This window comes from Mastigocladopsis repens PCC 10914, from assembly GCF_000315565.1.
Taxonomy (GTDB): Bacteria; Cyanobacteriota; Cyanobacteriia; order Cyanobacteriales; family Nostocaceae; genus Mastigocladopsis; species Mastigocladopsis repens.
On record NZ_JH992901.1, the window covers coordinates 5368898 to 5386344 of the forward strand.

A 17447-nucleotide genomic window follows, 5' to 3' on the forward strand; every position below is an offset into this window, starting at 1 on the left:
CATTACTTACTGCTGCTCAATTTGTCTCGTAGTTCTGCCCAGTGGACGCCTGCAAGACTAGGTAAAACAACGTGAGCCGCTCCCACTCGTTCAGTAGGACCAAGTCCTACAGCCCACATTCCAGCCGCGAGAGCAGCTTCAATGCCTGCTGCTGCATCTTCTACAACGATACATTGCTCAGGTTCGAGTCCTAGCTGGTCGGCAGCATAGAGAAACAGATCTGGTGCTGGCTTTGGACGCTGCACACTGTAACCGTCTGCAATTATATCAATGCGATCGCTAATACCCAGTTTCTCTATCACCGTTCGAGCATTTTTACTTGCAGAGCCAAGAGCTATCTTAATACCAGCTTGCCTCAACTCATCCAACAACACAATTGTCCCCGGCAATAAATCCGCTGGTGTCATTGTCTGGATATATTCCACATAGTAGCGGTTCTTGCGGTCCATCATCTCTTGGAATTGTGCTTCTGAGTATTTTTTGCTACCAACTATCTTGAGCAGCGACTCCCGGCGAGACACACCCCGCAGAGCTTCGTTTGCTTGACGAGTAAAGGGCAGTCCCTCTTCATCTGCCAGCTTTTGCCAGCCTAAGTAGTGGTATTCTGCTGTATCTGTGAGAACACCATCCAAATCGAAGATAACTCCCCGGATATTGAGAGGCGCCAGGTGATCTTGCCCTGGACGCAGGTCAAACTCGTGCCACTCGCCACGCCAGTGAAGTTTAAACTGCAAACGTTTCCACCCCGGAGGCAGTTGTGGCGTTGCTGTTGGTCTATCTTCTGCAAGTTGGACACCACCAAAACCTAGAATTACTGCTTGCCAAACACCACCAGCACTAGCCCCATGAATCCCATCCTCAGCGTTGCCACGAACATCTTCTATATCTACCAATGCGGCTTGCATAAACCGTTCGTAAGCCTCTGTTGATTTGCCCAAATCTGAGGCTAAGATGGCGTGAATCGCAGGTCCAAGAGATGAGCCATAAGTAATGTCCGTACGAGGTGCATAGTAGTCCCAGTTTTTCTGCAGCATTTCTTGGGTGTAGGGAAATTCCTGTGATTGCCGCATTAAATAGAGAAGCATCAACACATCTGGCTGTTTAAGCACCTGCCGCTTGTTCCCTGCTTCAATACCTATAATGGCTTGAATTGAGCGCGTACGTGGTTCATAGTCAGCCAAGTTGATATCTTCTAATTGGAAAAATCCCTCGGACTGCTCAATAAGTCCTGTCGATGGGTCGTAGGGAATCCATATATTATTGATGATGTCTTGCCAACGAGAAATCCGTCCTGAGGTGAGTTGCAGTTGCCGCTCTAGTGTACTAGCTCGGTCGGGGTAAATGTTACGCAGCCAGTCATAGACTAAGAGCGCTTTCTGTAAGTGCCATTGCACCAGGCGGTTCGTGAAGGCGTTGTTGTCTGCAAACTCGTGGTACTCATCTGCTCCAATCACACCGCGAATTTCATACCGTTCGTCCTTGGTGTCATACTCAACACGACTCCCCCAGAAGACAGCGGTATCTAGAATAATTTCCGCGCCGCAGTCCCGCATCCACTCGTCGTCGCCACTTGCTTGCCAATAGTACCAGACGGCGTAAGTGATATCAGCACTAATGTGGATTTCGCGATCGCGACACCAAATCCGGATGTCTTCTCCGTAAAAATCATTAGGAGGCAACCAACGCGGTGTTACTTCATCACCCGTATCCGCGCTTTCCCAAGCATACATTGCCCCCTTATACCCGTAATGTAATGCCTTGCGTCTCGCACCATTTAACGTATGGTAGCGGTAACTGAGCAAGTTGCGAGCAAGTTTTGGTTGAGTGTAAATGAAAAAGGGCAGGATAAAAATTTCGGTATCCCAAAATATATGACCGCGATAGCCAAAACCTGAAAGCGTTTTCGCTGGGATACTCACTTTATCATCATACTGTGGGGCGCTGATGAGCAATTGAAAGATACTGTAACGGACGGCAAGTTGTGCCTTCGTATCTCCCTCAATTATAATGTCGCTTTTGTGCCACGCTTCATCCCATGCTTGTTCATGGGCATCTATGAGCGCCGAATAAGCAGGCAGTTGAACAAGTTTATCACAAGCTGCTTGCAAAGCATTCTCCACCTCTCGCGATGTAAAAACTGTCACCAGCTTATCCACCGTTATGGTCTGTCCTGAAGAAGCTTGGAATGTGCTGGTCAAAGTCGGATAGCCTGGTGGACTGGTGACTTGTATCGCGGCGTCAGTTCCCGATACTGTCATTCCAGCAGCCATGCCCAAACTAATGCGGGTGTTGCGAGTCCGCAGGTGTAGCCAAGTTCCTTGGTCGGTCTTGCCCTGGTCTATCCATTCCCAGTGGTTGAAACCTTGATTTTCGGGATAGCCGTTGATGCTACCCTGAACTTCAATCAAAACGTCACAATCTACAGGCGTTAACTGACAGCGCAACCCCAACACATGCTCATCCGCTCGACTCGCGAAACGTTCAAAGTAGAGGTCTATGGTCTTACCGCCTGGACTGCGCCAGCGTATCTTACGGCTCACAATACCACGACGGAGGTCAAGCTGCCGCTCATAGCTCAATATCTCGCCGCGTTCGGTGCGGAAGCGATCGCCATCGACACTCACAACCAATGGCAACCAGTCAGGACAGTTGGCAAGTTCTGTGTAGACAAGAGGAACATTATCATAGACCCCGTGAATGAAGGTCGCTGGCAATGCATGAGTAAAACCTTCCTCAAAACTACCCCGCGTTCCCAGATAACCGTTGCCAATTGTGAAAACAGTTTCTCTGTGGTGAGTCTTGTTGGGGTTTAGCTGAGTTTCGATGAGTGTCCAATCTGTATAAATAAAGTGGTGGGAATAATCTGTTTTATCCATAACAAACCAGGGTTTTTGAGATGAAACCGTTACCTTTGCATATGTTGTTCCAAAATTTTTTCAGCCCTAGGTTTGTAGAGCAGATGGAATAAAGTTTCCAGGTAGCGAGATCTAGCTTCGCCGCTTTCTTGATTGACAAAGTTCCAAAAGCTATAGATTTTAGAGAGCAATAACAACTGCTTGGTATGTAACTGCCAGTTATATTTGTTACGGATGTGCTGAATTGCCCACTCTGATATTTTATCCCAGTGTTCTAGATAAGCATTGCACTGGTCAACAAAGTTCAATATCGTTTTGGCTGTTCCTTCTAGGTCTGTTGGATTAAGATGAAAACCATTTTCTCCATCTTCGATAATTTCTAAGGAACCGCCAAATTGAGTGGCGAAAGTTGGCAACCCGGAACTCATAGCTTCGAGAATGGTTCGTCCGAAGGCATCAAAGCGGGCAAAATGGACGAAAATTCCGGCAAAATCCGCAATAACACGGTATGCTTCCCCAAGGTCAGCAATGGGCAGCTGTATTCCCACCCAACGGATGTGACCGTGAAGATTATACTCGTTGATAATGTTGTGGAGTCTTTCGATTTCTCCTGCTTCTTCTGAATTTATGGCTTGGTGTGGATGCAGCTTATCAGTCACAATAATTAAGTTGCAACGCTCCTGCAATTCCTGACTTTTGCCAAAGCATTCGGCCAAGCCGGCAAGGTTATCGATAGGAGTGATGGCACCAACCGCGAAGATGGGTCGCTTGCTTTGGTTATCCAAGTGTCCGAGAATTTGGGGGTCTTCGCGGGTAAAAAGTAGGTCTTGGACTCTTTTGCTAACAGAAATATCTCGGTCTTGTATTTGGTTATAGGGGAAGAAGATATTTTCATTGACCCCTGGCGGTATCTTGTTGAACTTAGGACTAAACAGGTCAATCCCATCGACCACATGATACAGCTCGGGCATAGTAAAACATTTGTAAGACTCATACTGACCCAGTGTGTCGGGTGTCCCCACAATTTCCTGGTAGGTGGATGTGATGATGAAGTCTGCTGCATTCATCCCGATGATATCAGCAGTGTATTGTGCGCTAAAGTGGTATTTATCCTCTAAATCATGCCAGTACAAGTTACTGAACAGGTGTTTGGGCTTTTCTAAAGAGTGAGCTATGTTGCACTGAGTGACTTTCAGACGGCGCGCCAGCAGAAAGGCAACTAAGTTACCATCGCTGTAGTTGCCAATGATCAGATCCGGACTCCCCTGAAACTGTGCAAGGAGTTCTTTTTCTGCATCCAGGGCAAATGTTTCTAAATACGGCCAAATCTCATATTTAGAAATCCAGTTTTGAGTCACATTAGGATTGAACTCAGCAAAAGGAACGCGCAAAATCCAGGCATTTTCTGTTCCGTCAACTTTTTCCAAGCGTAGGTTGCAGAGTGTTCCTTCACAATTGGGTATGAGGCGAGTCAGAATGATGACTTGGGGTTGGATACCCAGTAGGTCTAGTCCAGCAAGTTTGATTTCTTCTTGCAGTTTATTTTCTAAGTGACGAGCTTGCTCAAGAACGTAGATGACTTGACCTGTTGTTTCTGGTCTTCCCAGCACACCTTCTTGGGAAACCCAGCCGTGTATGGAAACGAGGACAACGCGAAAGACTGTCGGAACACGGGAGACAAAGGCTTCTATGATGGCTGGTTCTGGAGTGTCAATCAGTCGCTTAAGGAGTTCTAAGGTTTCACGAACCCGCGATGCGGTGTTACCCCAACCAGGTTCAAAGCCAAGTTCTTGCAGGTCAAAGCGAAATTTTTCGTAGGGTTCGTTATGAGGACGTTCGCTGAGGAAACTTAGGGCTTGCTTCACTTGTTTGGCGAGCTGGGAACCTGAGAGAATGCGAGCATTGATGAGCAAGGGGATGTCATCGTAAGAACGTCGGTGAAGAACGTCAAACAAGACCTCTAACCAGTATTCTGGGTCTGTCAAGACTTGGCTGCACAGGTAACGGTTGAGGAAGCCTAGACCCTGACCAATGTTTCTCGGGTCGCTAATTCTGGGGTATCCGTGGTAAAATTGGCTGAAGTCAATTTCTAAGATTTGGGGTTGAGAGCGGTTAACTAGGCGATCGCCCACATCTAGTAAAGCCTTTGAAGTCATTTGCTCGAAGCTTGTCATATTTGCTCCCAGCCGCCAAACTTCTTGGCTACCAATCCTTGGTCGGACAAGGAACCAGGTACTTTCCTCCTCCGAAATCATTTCATGGGTGTAGTGTATTAGTTTTCCTAGAGAGGAAGAGTGGAAGAAGTAGGCTGGCTTTTGCGAATGCTGACAGTAGTCGGCAAAAGCTTGCTGAATTTCATTCCTCAGGAAGTACCTTTTACCTGAGGCACTCAGAGCATTGACCAAATGACGCAGAGCAGTTTTCTCATCACTCTTTAAGACAGTTTGAACCAGTTCATGCATGGCAAACCTCTGAACATTAGCTAGACCAAGACCTCATTCTTCTCCACGTAACCTGAAAATAACTCTGGTTCCCGTATCAACGTTTCTAAAAGAGGGTTATTTATCCCCTACGTTAGCGCATATCTCAGTTAAGAGAGCAGCTTCTACAGAAAGGTTTTAGGTATCTGTTTGAAATCTAAAACTATTTAGGAGTTAGTAGCCTTTTATTTTACTCTTAAAAGCGATGTAATATATATTACTTTTTTTTATGGTTGCTTATTTGCTGCCTGTAACGCATTCAAACTACATTTTTTCTGATTAAAGTTGTTCTTAGCCAATAATCATTAGTCGTTTATCTTGGTCATGTTAGTCGTTTTTCATGACAAAGATAAACGACTAATTATGAGATGCTCCTCTACCGTTTGGCTCAAGACAAAAGTCGAATTTTCATCTAAGACTAAAAACAACAACGTTTTACTAAATTAACCATGATTATCTTTTTTCGGTAACTATCCTAATATGAAAACTCTTTGCTATACTCCTAATAGGTATTAATTCCTTTGTCTTAATTAAGATAAATGCAGAAATATTTCTGTGTTATCTTGAAGCTCCTTAGTTAGAACCTTTTTTTTCTAACTTCTGAATTCAAAATCGTAAAACCATTTCGTAAGGAGAAAGGTGAAATGGAGGCTTCTGGTAGTAGTAGTAGCCAAACTACTATTGAGGAATCCATCGTGTCTGACGAAGACCCAGACCAGAGTTCCTGCCGTGGACAGTTGACGAATTCTGTGATGAATCTGCCCCTACTGGCTCTCATATAGAGTTATGCGGTTCATCTCTGGTCGGCACTGGGCACAGCGACTGCAAAAAAAGGAGATGAACGATGCAAAGTTTAATTTCAACTGCATAATTTATAGTTCCCAGTTCCTGAACTTTTGAGAAGATGTCAAGGAGTTGGGTTATCGTCTTTGTCATCGATTTTTCCTATCACAACAGTCATGCATGAATTAGGCTGATCTCTGATTTTTTATTTAAAAAATCAGCATATTTCATCATGCAAAGTGGTGAAAACATGTAATTCAAGCATGACAAATTGAACAAATCAGTATCCAGCAAATAGTAGATTTCTTGCAAAAGTCAATTATCTTTAAAAATAAACCATAGATGTAGGCGTAAGTCGTGCCGTAGGCTACACGAGATTTACACAGATAATTCATCAGTGTGCATCGGTACGGCAGTTGCTACAACGGGGGGAACCCCCCGTGCCTCCTGCGGAGGAGCTTTGCTAACGCGTAGCGTGCGCTTTGCGCTCAGTTTGCCCGGAGGGAAACCCTCCTTGCAACTTCTCTCCGCAACGCACTGCCTCGTCCATCAGTGGTTTTATAAAAAAATATACTTTTGCAAGAGTTCTAGTGAATAATTATTAGTCTTGCGTCTTCTTACTGATAACTGTTCACTGTACAAAACTTGATTCGTAAAACTGTATTCCCACAAGAAATTTCATACCGTAATAGACGTGAAGCTATGCAAGTTTCGTTACCATCGCTGTTTAAACTACGCCAGGAGAAACCTCAGCCCCTACGACCATCAATGCCTGTGGTGCAAGAAGCAAACACCGAATTAGGGAAATTACTGGTATTCCTCAATACTAGCCGTAAGGGATTGACCGAAGCAGAAGCTTGCCATCGGCTCAAGCAGTATGGCTGCAATGAAGTGACCTATGGAAAACCTGCGAAGTGGTATTTCCTACTGCTAAATTCTTTTAATAACTCTCTCATCTATATCTTCATGGGGTTGGCGATTGTCTCCTACCTGACCAAAAACATGGAGATAACGATTGTGCTGATGCTCCTGGTGATGGTGAGGGGATTACTGTGCTTTGTGCAGGAGTATTATTCTATACAAACAGAGGAAAAACTCAAGGCAATGGTGAGTGTGACTGCTACTGTTAGCCGCTTGGACAAACGCTTTAATCGCGAACGGCGTAAAGAAATTCCCATCAAGGACTTGGTGCCAGGGGATATTGTTCACTTATCAGCTGGAGACATGATACCAGCTGATGTACGACTACTGTTTACCAAGGATTTGTTTGTCAGCCAAGCAGTTCTCCTTCAAGAAGCCCTTTCCCTTAAGAAACACAACACTTTGGGCAGTGTGGTTGAGAAGATGGCAATTAGTCACAGTCGCAACAGCAGAGATCCGTTGGACACGTCCACAGTTGGCTTTATGGGAACAAGCGTAGTCAGTGGCACAGCAATAGCAGTCATAGTTGCAACCGGCAAGCGCACCTGCTTGGGTTGGCTGGCAAAGAATATGGCTAGCAAACAGGCGTTGACTAGTTTTGGAAAAGGGGTTAACGGTTGGAACTGGAGACTGATTGGCTTGATAGCGGTTATGGTGTCAGTTGTGTTCCTGCTCAATGGCATTGGTAAGGGGAACTGGGCGATCGCCACTTTCTTAACTCCACAAATATTGCACATGATTGTCACGGTGAACCTAGCACAGAAAGCCTTAGCGATGGCAAAGCAGAAGGTCATCATCAAGCGCCTGAGTGCCATTCAAAACTTGGGTGCGATGAATATACTTTGTACCGATAAGACAGGCATACTGACCCAAGGCAAAATTACTTTGGAGCGATATACCGATATTCATGGTCAAGAAAACGAGGAACCCCTCAAGTACGGCTATCTCAATACTTACTACCAGACGGGTTTGAAGAACCTGCTAGATGTCGCTTTACTAAAGCACGTAGAACAGAAAACCACCTTAAAACCCGCAGAGGAATACTGCAAAGTGGATGAAGTGCCCTTTGACTTTGTTCGTCATCGGATGTCAGTGGTCTTGAAATACCAACAGCAGCACATATTGATTTGCAAGGGAGCAGTGGAAGAAATTGCTCGCCTCTGCACTCACGCCAAATTCAATGGGCAGGTTGTTCCCATGAGCGAGTCCTTGAATCAAGAAGTATTGCAAGTGACACGGAGACTAAATGAAGAAGGGCTGCGCGTGATTGCTGTTGCTTACAAGGAGGTTTCTCCACCCAAAGATAAGTATGAAATTAAAGATGAAAGCAACCTCATACTGGTGGGTTATCTAGCCTTCTTCGACCCACCTAACGATAGTGCTGCAGAGGCACTTGCTACCTTTCAAGAGCATGGGGTTAGTGTTAAGGTGATCACAGGCAACAACGATATTGTCACTCGTAAAATCTGCAAACAAGTAGGACTCTACGTTCACCATAGCGTCCTGGGTAGTGAGGTGGAACGCATGAGTGATGAAGAACTGGCAGACATCGTGGACACCACCACAGTGTTTGCCAAAATGTCGCCTATGCAAAAAGCCCGGGTTATCGGTATCCTAAAGCGCAAAGGTCATATAGTTGGCTACATAGGCGATAGCATTAACGATGCTGTATCGCTACGAAATGCCAATATTGCTATTTCCGTCGATACCGGTGTAGATATTGCCAGAGAGTCATCAGACATTATCCTACTGGAAAAAAGCCTAAAGGTTTTGGAAAAGGGTGTCATTGAAGGTCGTCGAATTTTCGGCAGGCGATATTACTCTTGGCGAGACTCATTCCTAGGAAGCGTAGAATAATTGGTTTAGAAGATTGGAATCAAGTGCTATTTCAATGACAAAATCTCAAACTCAAACTCCAAATTGTGACTGTTGAGAAAATTGTGAGTGAAATGATCCACCACATTTGTATTACTTAATTCCAAATTGTAAAAATCCACGGTTTCATGCTCAAAATAGGGTCCAGCGTGCCAAGTTCCTACCTCCAACTTGATAAAGCAATTTCCTGGAATGCGGAAAGCAGCAATGTCTTCTAGAGATGGTTCATCTATATTATTATTAGGAGGACAAACGGCAATCAACCAGTCCTTCCCTTCCAATGAACCCAAACATTGAGTGCATTGCACATGGCGAGTGATGGTGTGAAATTTCCGCCCTCTGCGGTGCAGCTGCATGATATAAAAGCGGGGAATACCTTTGTCAAGTACGAGTTGAGCATCTTCTGCATCAAACGATGTGCCGTCTAACTGAGCAAAAATCACCTGTCCGTATCGACGGAAATTTTCCGGAGTTATCCATTCAGCCCGCAATTGTTGAACCGTCTTTGATATAGCCATATCGACTCCGCTTGCACCCTCATTATTTTACCTCTGTTCTATCTCCTGTTTAGAAGCGGTTACCCAGAGGTCTGCAAAAGGGACTCACTGCAATTGTTCCAGTTCCTTGGGAATGAGAGACTTGGGAATGATGGAAGCTTGTTTTTCTGGATTTGAAGGTTTTGTATACCACCAAGCCCAGGCAATTAAAACCGCCTGAAAAGGAAGTCTTACAGCTTGTAACCAGGGCGAATTTGGTATATGTTCAATCTGAATGTTATTAACGGCCATGTTGATATTGGCTGGAAAAACAGCGATAAAAAGAGCAATTAGTCCCCAAGCAGTAGCTTGACTTAGAGGTGGGACTAATAACCCAATACCACCCAAAATCTCATAAAAGCCACTCAGATAAACTAATTGTAGAGGGTAGGGCAGTTGCGGCGGCACAATTTTGACATATTGGTCTGGAGACGTAAAGTGCGTTACTCCGGCGACAATCATACATACAGCAAGGATGACACGAAAGATTTCCTTGATATTGTTCATCTGTTCCCTTTGACTGTTTAGTTGCGTCCACTCCTTCAGTTTGTTTGCCTGATGTTACTCTGTCTTCAGTCGAGAGTGGGAAGATGGGAGGATAAGGAGACTGCATTAAAAAAGCAACAGTTTGACCCCTCCCACGCCTTAACTTGTCACGCATCGGTTAAGCTTTAACCCACGTTCCGGTTAGTGTCACGAAGTTTTCGCAACTGGCAAAGGACAATTTTAGAACGCCGTTATAGCAGCGATTCCACTATCCTCAGCCGTTTATTGCCGTCTGCGCTTCAGCAATGAACCTCCACCTAAAGCACCAACGACCAAGAAAGTCAGTGTAGAAGAAGGTTCAGGAACGGAAGTGGTTTTAACTTCGATAATACCCCTCAAAACATTCTGACCATTTAGGTCGTTCCAACCTCCGGCTGTATGTTGGTTCATCGCAGTATAGTCTTCACTACCATCATAATTATTTGGCTCACTTAGAACCCAATTTTTAAATATGACAGGTTCCTCACTAATCCATTCAAATACACCTTCTTCATCTTGATCAGTAAACCCAATCCAGAAAGATTCAGTAGTGCCGAACGCACTCAGAAGAAAATTATGCTCATTAATATCGTTGACAGTAACCAGGCTTCCTCCAGCAGCTTGTGCTTGTGCTTGAGCATTAGTCCATGTAGTTGTGGTAGTTAAAGAATATGTACTGCCATTGAAGGTGACTGCTTGTGCTATATCGGCTGTTACCAGGGTAATAAGCGCTACTCCTCCACCGACCACAGAACCGATAATATTTGCTAATTTCATAGAATTCATTCTTTGTTTAAGGCTGATGCATTTCACACCAGTTATTGATATATCCAAACTACGCGGTAAGAAAATTGGAGTGGTGAAGTTCAAGTGAAATATACTTTATGTTCCGTAAGTTTAGCAGCAATTTTTGATGAGGTTATGGTAATGAGTGATCGGATTGCGGTGATGTACACAGGTGAGTTTGTAGGTATTTTGGATGCAAGGACAGCATCCAGCGTGTGCCGGGAATTGAACCAATTGTCATTCGTGGTCTTGTGAATATTCCCCTAATCGGGCCTTTGCTATTCCATCAGGAGATTGTCGTATATTTACTGATGATTTTAGTTTTTCTAAGCACCTATAGTTTGTTTAAACCAGCCTTGGTCTTACCTTACGATCTGTAGGAGAATATCCCAAAGCTACTAACACGGCTGGGGTTCGGGTGTAACAGGTGCGTTACCTTGCTGTCGTCATCAGTGGTTGTCTAGCTGCGTTGGGAGGTGCTTATTTAACTTTGGAGCAGATAAAATACTTTGCCGAGGGGATGAGTGCGGGGAAAGGTTTTATTGCCATAGCAGCCTTAATTTTTGGTAAGTGGTATCCTTTAGAAACTGGGTTGGCTTGCTTGCTGTTTGGTGCTAATATCCCTTATCAATTTTTGATTATGCGACCCTATTTAACAGCTATGCTTGCCCTTGTTGGTATTAGGTGGTCAGTCTACACCTCCAGCAGCTTTGGGAGTCCTCTACTTGCAAGACAACCCACGAGACTAAAGCTCTATCGAATTTAACCAAAGCTAAATTTTTTCAACTGACACTTGACGAAATCCTTATCTAACATAATGATATTTGCTTGATGTTGCCACTAGCTCATCGTGTTCTTCCCTAAATATCAGCGCAGAGACACTTTGCCTAGTGAGTCACAGACGAGTCAATCCATCTCAAGCCGCTAACAGCCGCTTAGAGGAAGCCTCGTACATCTTGCTAACATGATGCTTCCCTAAAAACAAGTTTTTTAGTGACGACGGTTTTGATGTATGTGGTCTCTCTTTAAAGGCAACGAGTTATCTATGTATAGGCAGCCATTGGTTTTAGTTGTAGAACAAGATTTACACTATTTAGAACTTCTCAATTCTCACTTTAAGTTACTAAAATTATCGTGTATTTGTGCCAAACAAGGAATCAAGGCTTTGATTTTGTCGCAAACCCACCAACCAGATTTAATTCTGCTAGATATTGCACTACCTGATTTAAATGGTTTACAAGTTATTCATTACTTGAAGCGAAACCCAGAGACAACGATGATTCCAATTATTGGAGTGACAGTTTTAACAAGCGAACAAGACGGGGATTCCATTCTTCTAGCAGGAGCTGATGATTGCATTACCAAACCATATAATTTTCCTCAATTAGAAGCAGCTATCCACTGCCATCTTAATCGGGTACACTCTTACAATTAGCCTTAGGAATACTTTCACAATTGCGAACCTCTGGCAATGCTTCTAAAAAAATAATAATACCAGTGCGACCTGTTGTTAAACTTGTATTTATCAATAGGTCTACCACTATTTTTTTTATGACTCCCTCAATCAAATCTTTGAGTTGTGGGGCAATTATTTTGTTTAAATCTAATCGCACTTGTTCAGCCAAACTCTTATAACCTTCTGTTATGAGAGTTTGCTCAGGACGGGTCACAGAATTTTCTATAGAGATTGCCAATTCTTTATCAAAAAATTGGCAAATGATTTTTCCTGTTTGATGCCCAAGTTGATTCCTATACAAGGAGCGGATACGATTTGTTATTTCTCTTTCTAGTTGTCCAATTGTAGGTTTAGACATTTTCATGGATTGCCTAAAAATATTATCTTTGGAGTAGAATAGAAATGGTTGACACACAAAATAATAATTTATTAGCTAGTTACTTATCATAATAACTAATTTTACTCTTGCTATTATCTATAACAAGCATCAAAAGCTATATGTTTCATAAATAAATCTGATTCACATAATCATTTTTTTAGTTCCGAATCCAATAGGGTACTGATGTCATTAATCACATCAGTTAATAAAGAATTAGTTCGCATACTATATTTTTTTAGAAGCTTTTAGCTATTGCCTGTGTTATACCAACAAAAGTTGTTTAATTAATTATTTGACAATGATAATAAATTTCAAAATTGGCTAGGTGTTTATCTAGGGCGTATATTAAAATAACAAGAAAGTATGTATTTCCGCTAACTTTAAAATAACAGGTCTTGTTCAAAAGCAAGAATTTATCAACCAACAAAGGTCGCTTGTTAATTTTAAAATTAAGCCAAATCTTGGTCAATGTAATCGAGCAATACTTCTTGAATTGCTTGTTGCAACTCATCAAGGTTCACTGATTTGACTAAGTATTGAATTGCCCCCAAGCTGCGAGCGCGTCGCTCGTCTGCTTTAAAAGCAAACGCAGAAACGGCAATCACAGGGATGTGCCGCCAGTTTGACTGTTGCTTTTGTTCAAGTAGGGTGTAGCCATCGATGTCTGGTAACTTCAAATCCAGCAAAATCAGATGCGGGTGGAAGTCAGCTAAAGCCTGAAAAAACCAGAGCCATTAGCTAAATCGAGAACCTGGTATCCACAATAAATGAGATAATCGTCAAACATTAGCCGATTCGTATAGCTATCCTCAACCAGCAATATTCGCGCTGCAGCAACCGATATTTTTATGCTTTTCCTCTTGTCAGCTATTGGACTTTCTTGAACATTAAGCATGAGTTGATCAACCTTGAGTCGCCTTAAAAGCGTCCTAGCAACTGTTCTTACTTAATGCGTTACTTAAAGTGTGGCTTTTGCCTATCTGCGCTCTGCAAAATTGGGCAGCACTGCCATAGCAATGCTGTTTGAGTTGTAATATGTTCGTGGCAATCGTCTTTTTTAGCCTCTGTTATTGATCGCCTTGTCTATACTCGCATTGTGAACAATTGGGAAGCACAAGATGAGCCGGAGCATTTAAGGACGATCCGCCCATCTGAAGACCCCCCTAGCAAAGGTTTCTATGGTTCCCGTGTTTTTGCCTTCACTGATGACTTAGATGTTACCAATCGCTTATTCCACAACCTTTTGGATGCCGAAGGTCGAGACAGTTGGGGTCGTCCCTTACCACGGCGACAGCCATTAGCGGCTTTGCGATCGCCGCTAATGGTAGAGAAAGGCTGATTGCTGGTCAATCCTGGCTGCTGTGCCAAGAAATCGGTCACGGTTTGCAACTTCCTTTGAATATTGGGCGCACCAGTTCCCAAGATACCGGAGTTACCCCAAATGCAGACGTGATTGTTGCTACTGCATCCCTGGAAGTGGGATTTAACGATCCAGAAGTTGGAGATGTCATCCAGCACAAAGCACCGCGAGATATGGCCTCATTTCTGCAAAGGAAAGGACGGGCGGGACGACGCAGAACCATGCGACCTTGGACGGTGGTGGTGCTTTCTGATTATGGACGGGACAGAATCGCCTATCAAGGCTATGATATTTTGTTTAACCCAGTTTTAGAAAAGCGATCGCATCTCATGCTAACATCCGCTTCGACAATGGCCAGGAACTTGATACGACAATTCGCTTCACCCAGAGACAAGATGGTAGTCCAGCAGCTGTGGGATTTACCCAATCTGTTGACGGTCTAGTATTTCGCTTTAAAAAAATGTGCTCAACGCCTTACGGCATCACAGGTTTGGGCAGTGATACCTAATGCAAGTGCTTCGTTCTTAGCTTTGTGCTCAACGCCTTACGGCATCACAGGTTTGGGCAGTGTTTTGACCAAGACTGAATCCGTTGATAACAACTGTGCTCAACGCCTTACGGCATCACAGGTTTGGGCAGTAATCAAATTAGCTGAAGACGGGTACGTAGTTACGTGCTCAACGCCTTACGGCATCACAGGTTTGGGCAGTCGGCTATTTGTTTCATGGCTTTTTGAAAAGCAACCGTGCTCAACGCCTTACGGCATCACAGGTTTGGGCAGTCTCTGCTCAAAGGACAGCGATTGCTTACGTAGGCTTTGTGCTCAACGCCTTACGGCATCACAGGTTTGGGCAGCTCTGTCGTAAAGGTTACGTTGTTGCCAGAAAAATGTGCTCAACGCCTTACGGCATCACAGGTTTGGGCAGAGTTATTTCATCTCCGTGCTCATCCCAATGAGAAGGTGCTCAACGCCTTACGGCATCACAGGTTTGGGCAGCATAAGCTGTCAAAGCTTGCTGAGCATTAGCAGAGTGCTCAACGCCTTACGGCATCACAGGTTTGGGCAGTTATAGTCAATCTTTTCGTTAAGCTGACTAAAAAAGTGCTCAACGCCTTACGGCATCACAGGTTTGGGCAGTCATTAGCGCCATTGAGGGCAAGCAGGTAATGGTGTGCTCAACGCCTTACGGCATCACAGGTTTGGGCAGGTGAGTTGCTCACCGATGATGCTGATTTTGGATTGGTGCTCAACGCCTTACGGCATCACAGGTTTGGGCAGTTTGCGACCGAGTTGAGCGCTGGAAGAAAGAAAGAAAGTGCTCAACGCCTTACGGCATCACAGGTTTGGGCAGCAATTAAATCGTCATAAAGATATTTAAAACCTTGTCGTGCTCAACGCCTTACGGCATCACAGGTTTGGGCAGCAATGCGAGCACCACTGGCGCGCCGTGCATCGCCAGGTGCTCAACGCCTTACGGCATCACAGGTTTGGGCAGAATTGAATTGGGTGGTGCTTACAAATTGCCCGGAGAGTGCTCAACGCCTTACGGCATCACAGGTTTGGGCAGAGGGTACAGGAGTTAATGCCTATCTCGTTCCAAATGTGCTCAACGCCTTACGGCATCACAGGTTTGGGCAGAACCTTAGCGAGTTATCCTTGCTTCCAACTTCTCGTGCTCAACGCCTTACGGCATCACAGGTTTGGGCAGAAGCCGTTAGTGGTTTGCAAAAGCAAAAGGTCTTGTGCTCAACGCCTTACGGCATCACAGGTTTGGGCAGCATCAATGCTGAGGGCATACCCATTGCTAGATGCCGTGCTCAACGCCTTACGGCATCACAGGTTTGGGCAGGATTACATTTGAGCGCTGGCAGTCATTCGTCTTTGTGTGCTCAACGCCTTACGGCATCACAGGTTTGGGCAGCTTAAAACAATTATCGCTTAAAGAGTATTGCTCGTGTGCTCAACGCCTTACGGCATCACAGGTTTGGGCAGAAGTCGGGGAAGTCGTAAGGTTTAAGCTGAAAATTGTGCTCAACGCCTTACGGCATCACAGGTTTGGGCAGTTGCACACCATGAGAGACTTTCCGTAAAAAGAATGTGCTCAACGCCTTACGGCATCACAGGTTTGGGCAGCTACCAGAAGGTGAAGCTAAAGGTATGGACGATTAGTGCTCAACGCCTTACGGCATCACAGGTTTGGGCAGATCTGGATCTCCGGGATCGAGTTTTGATGTGTATGTGCTCAACGCCTTACGGCATCACAGGTTTGGGCAGTTCCGAGCATCTGTCCCCTATTGTCCAAATTTCTAAGTGCTCAACGCCTTACGGCATCACAGGTTTGGGCAGAATGAACAAGCGTGAAAAGCTGTATCTGATTAACGTGTGCTCAACGCCTTACGGCATCACAGGTTTGGGCAGTTACCAACTTTCCCCCCAGCTTCTGTTAACACTTCTTGTGCTCAACGCCTTACGGCATCACAGGTTTGGGCAGTCGCAATCGGAACTAGTTGGCTTCGCTGTCCGCCGTTGTGCTCAACGCCTTACGGCATCACAGGTTTGGGCAGGTGTACAAATTCGAGTAAGTTCATAATGCTCCTTTGTGCTCAACGCCTTACGGCATCACAGGTTTGGGCAGCGTCTGAAGCGACAGAGGACAATAGCGCCCAGTACTAGTGCTCAACGCCTTACGGCATCACAGGTTTGGGCAGTCCATTAAAGGATATACTGTTACCTTCTGTTAAGGTGCTCAACGCCTTACGGCATCACAGGTTTGGGCAGTAACTTCGTTAGTATAAGTAATAAGCAGATAAAAATGTGCTCAACGCCTTACGGCATCACAGGTTTGGGCAGACTGGTGCAAATTGCCAATCAGTACGGATGCACTATGTGCTCAACGCCTTACGGCATCACAGGTTTGGGCAGTCCGCTTGCTGAAACCCATATCAGATAACCACCCGGCTCTGATATTACAAGCACCTAGCTTTAGAAAGCAACAAAGTAGCTAAATTTTTACCCAAACTTTACCCTAAGGATAGCAGACAATTTTAAAAACCCTTGAATAGGCTAACTTTCAGGTCATTTAGAGAAAATGCAAGCACTGATCGTTAGTCTAAAAACCTCGAATAGCAAGCCCAATGGGAGTTTTGTTCTTGTGTTTTTCTGTGTTAAGACTTCACACTCACAGATCCTTGCATCAGACAATGCGGTATGCCTCCTCTGGAAATGACCAAGCACCCGGACGGTTATAAGCTGGTATACCAGCAACACACTGGTGCGATAGACGAATCAAAAGTAGAGTATCTTCTGGGGCTAATATCTTTTCTAGCTCCCAGCGTAATTTCTCTCGCGATCGCTGACTTAGCCAAGAGCGAAAAATAGAGTATTGTATTCGTTCGCCATAGCCTTGGAGTAGGTTGTAAGCTTTGCGCCAACGCTTTGAATCGCGAATATCATAACAAATGAGGTAGCAATTTTTATGTTCTGCCATTGT

The 17447-nt window shown here is 44.6% G+C and carries 13 protein-coding genes, 1 pseudogene and 1 CRISPR repeat array; of the genes and pseudogenes, 6 read left to right on the forward strand and 8 right to left on the reverse strand.

The genetic code is table 11. From position 1 onward, the window contains the following. Positions 1–2: 2 nt before the first annotated feature. Both pgmB and MAS10914_RS0125835 read right to left on the reverse strand, forming a co-directional pair. Positions 3–2876 carry a beta-phosphoglucomutase gene (pgmB, locus tag MAS10914_RS0125830; RefSeq protein WP_017318844.1) on the reverse strand — a complete coding sequence of 958 codons (2874 nt, stop codon included), beginning with the start codon at positions 2874–2876 and terminating at the stop codon, positions 3–5. 29 nt (positions 2877–2905) lie between these two features. After that, a complete protein-coding gene (locus MAS10914_RS0125835; RefSeq protein WP_017318845.1) occupies positions 2906–5317 on the reverse strand; it encodes a sucrose synthase in 2412 nt (803 codons plus the stop codon). A 662-nt stretch (positions 5318–5979) separates the two neighbouring features. Between MAS10914_RS0125835 and MAS10914_RS34665 the strand changes: the two genes are divergently transcribed. Both MAS10914_RS34665 and mgtA read left to right on the forward strand, forming a co-directional pair. Continuing rightward, complete coding sequence (locus MAS10914_RS34665; RefSeq protein ID WP_017318846.1) at positions 5980–6117, forward strand: hypothetical protein; 138 nt, start codon at positions 5980–5982, stop codon at positions 6115–6117. A gap of 703 nt (positions 6118–6820) precedes the next feature. Then, on the forward strand, positions 6821–8896 hold the full coding sequence (mgtA, locus tag MAS10914_RS31045) for a magnesium-translocating P-type ATPase (protein ID WP_084786408.1): 2076 nt from the start codon (positions 6821–6823) through the stop codon (positions 8894–8896). Between the two features lie 26 nt (positions 8897–8922). On the opposite strand, the gene MAS10914_RS0125855 is transcribed toward mgtA, so the two are convergent. The 3 genes from MAS10914_RS0125855 to MAS10914_RS0125865 all read right to left on the reverse strand — a co-directional run bounded on the left by MAS10914_RS0125855 (position 8923) and on the right by MAS10914_RS0125865 (position 10752). After that, positions 8923–9432, reverse strand: coding sequence for an ureidoglycolate lyase (locus MAS10914_RS0125855; RefSeq protein WP_017318849.1), 510 nt, complete (start codon positions 9430–9432; stop codon positions 8923–8925). Positions 9433–9516: 84 nt separating this feature from the next. Beyond that, complete coding sequence (locus MAS10914_RS0125860) at positions 9517–9957, reverse strand: DoxX family protein (RefSeq protein ID WP_017318850.1); 441 nt, start codon at positions 9955–9957, stop codon at positions 9517–9519. 261 nt (positions 9958–10218) lie between these two features. Continuing rightward, a complete protein-coding gene (locus tag MAS10914_RS0125865) occupies positions 10219–10752 on the reverse strand; it encodes a lectin-like protein (protein ID WP_017318851.1) in 534 nt (177 codons plus the stop codon). Between the two features lie 212 nt (positions 10753–10964). Between MAS10914_RS0125865 and MAS10914_RS33660 the strand changes: the two are divergent. Continuing rightward, positions 10965–11510, forward strand: a pseudogene (locus MAS10914_RS33660) (ABC transporter permease); the annotation flags it as partial. Positions 11511–11806: 296 nt separating this feature from the next. Further along, complete coding sequence (locus tag MAS10914_RS0125875) at positions 11807–12196, forward strand: response regulator (RefSeq protein WP_017318852.1); 390 nt, start codon at positions 11807–11809, stop codon at positions 12194–12196. On the opposite strand, the gene MAS10914_RS0125880 is transcribed toward MAS10914_RS0125875, so the two are convergent. Next, entirely contained in the window at positions 12171–12575 is a 405-nt protein-coding gene (locus MAS10914_RS0125880; protein ID WP_017318853.1) for a DUF2294 domain-containing protein, read from the reverse strand. The genes MAS10914_RS0125875 and MAS10914_RS0125880 overlap by 26 nt on opposite strands. 470 nt (positions 12576–13045) lie before the next feature. Next, positions 13046–13282, reverse strand: coding sequence for a response regulator (locus MAS10914_RS36470; protein WP_332248829.1), 237 nt, complete (start codon positions 13280–13282; stop codon positions 13046–13048). A gap of 410 nt (positions 13283–13692) precedes the next feature. Here MAS10914_RS36470 and MAS10914_RS35070 point away from each other — a divergent pair, with 410 nt between their 5' ends. Further along, on the forward strand, positions 13693–13935 hold the full coding sequence (locus MAS10914_RS35070) for a hypothetical protein (protein WP_198015004.1): 243 nt from the start codon (positions 13693–13695) through the stop codon (positions 13933–13935). Further along, the gene (locus MAS10914_RS0125890; RefSeq protein WP_026082823.1) at positions 13863–14399 is read left to right on the forward strand and encodes a helicase-related protein; all 537 of its coding nucleotides are present in this window, start codon (positions 13863–13865) and stop codon (positions 14397–14399) included. The genes MAS10914_RS35070 and MAS10914_RS0125890 overlap by 73 nt, the downstream gene beginning before the upstream one ends. A gap of 19 nt (positions 14400–14418) precedes the next feature. Beyond that, a CRISPR array of direct repeats spans positions 14419–16879; the repeat unit is 36 nt; unit sequence GTGCTCAACGCCTTACGGCATCACAGGTTTGGGCAG. A 271-nt stretch (positions 16880–17150) separates the two neighbouring features. Here MAS10914_RS0125890 and cas2 read toward each other — a convergent pair. Beyond that, on the reverse strand, positions 17151–17444 hold the full coding sequence (cas2, locus tag MAS10914_RS0125895) for a CRISPR-associated endonuclease Cas2 (protein WP_017318854.1): 294 nt from the start codon (positions 17442–17444) through the stop codon (positions 17151–17153). Positions 17445–17447 lie beyond the last annotated feature (3 nt).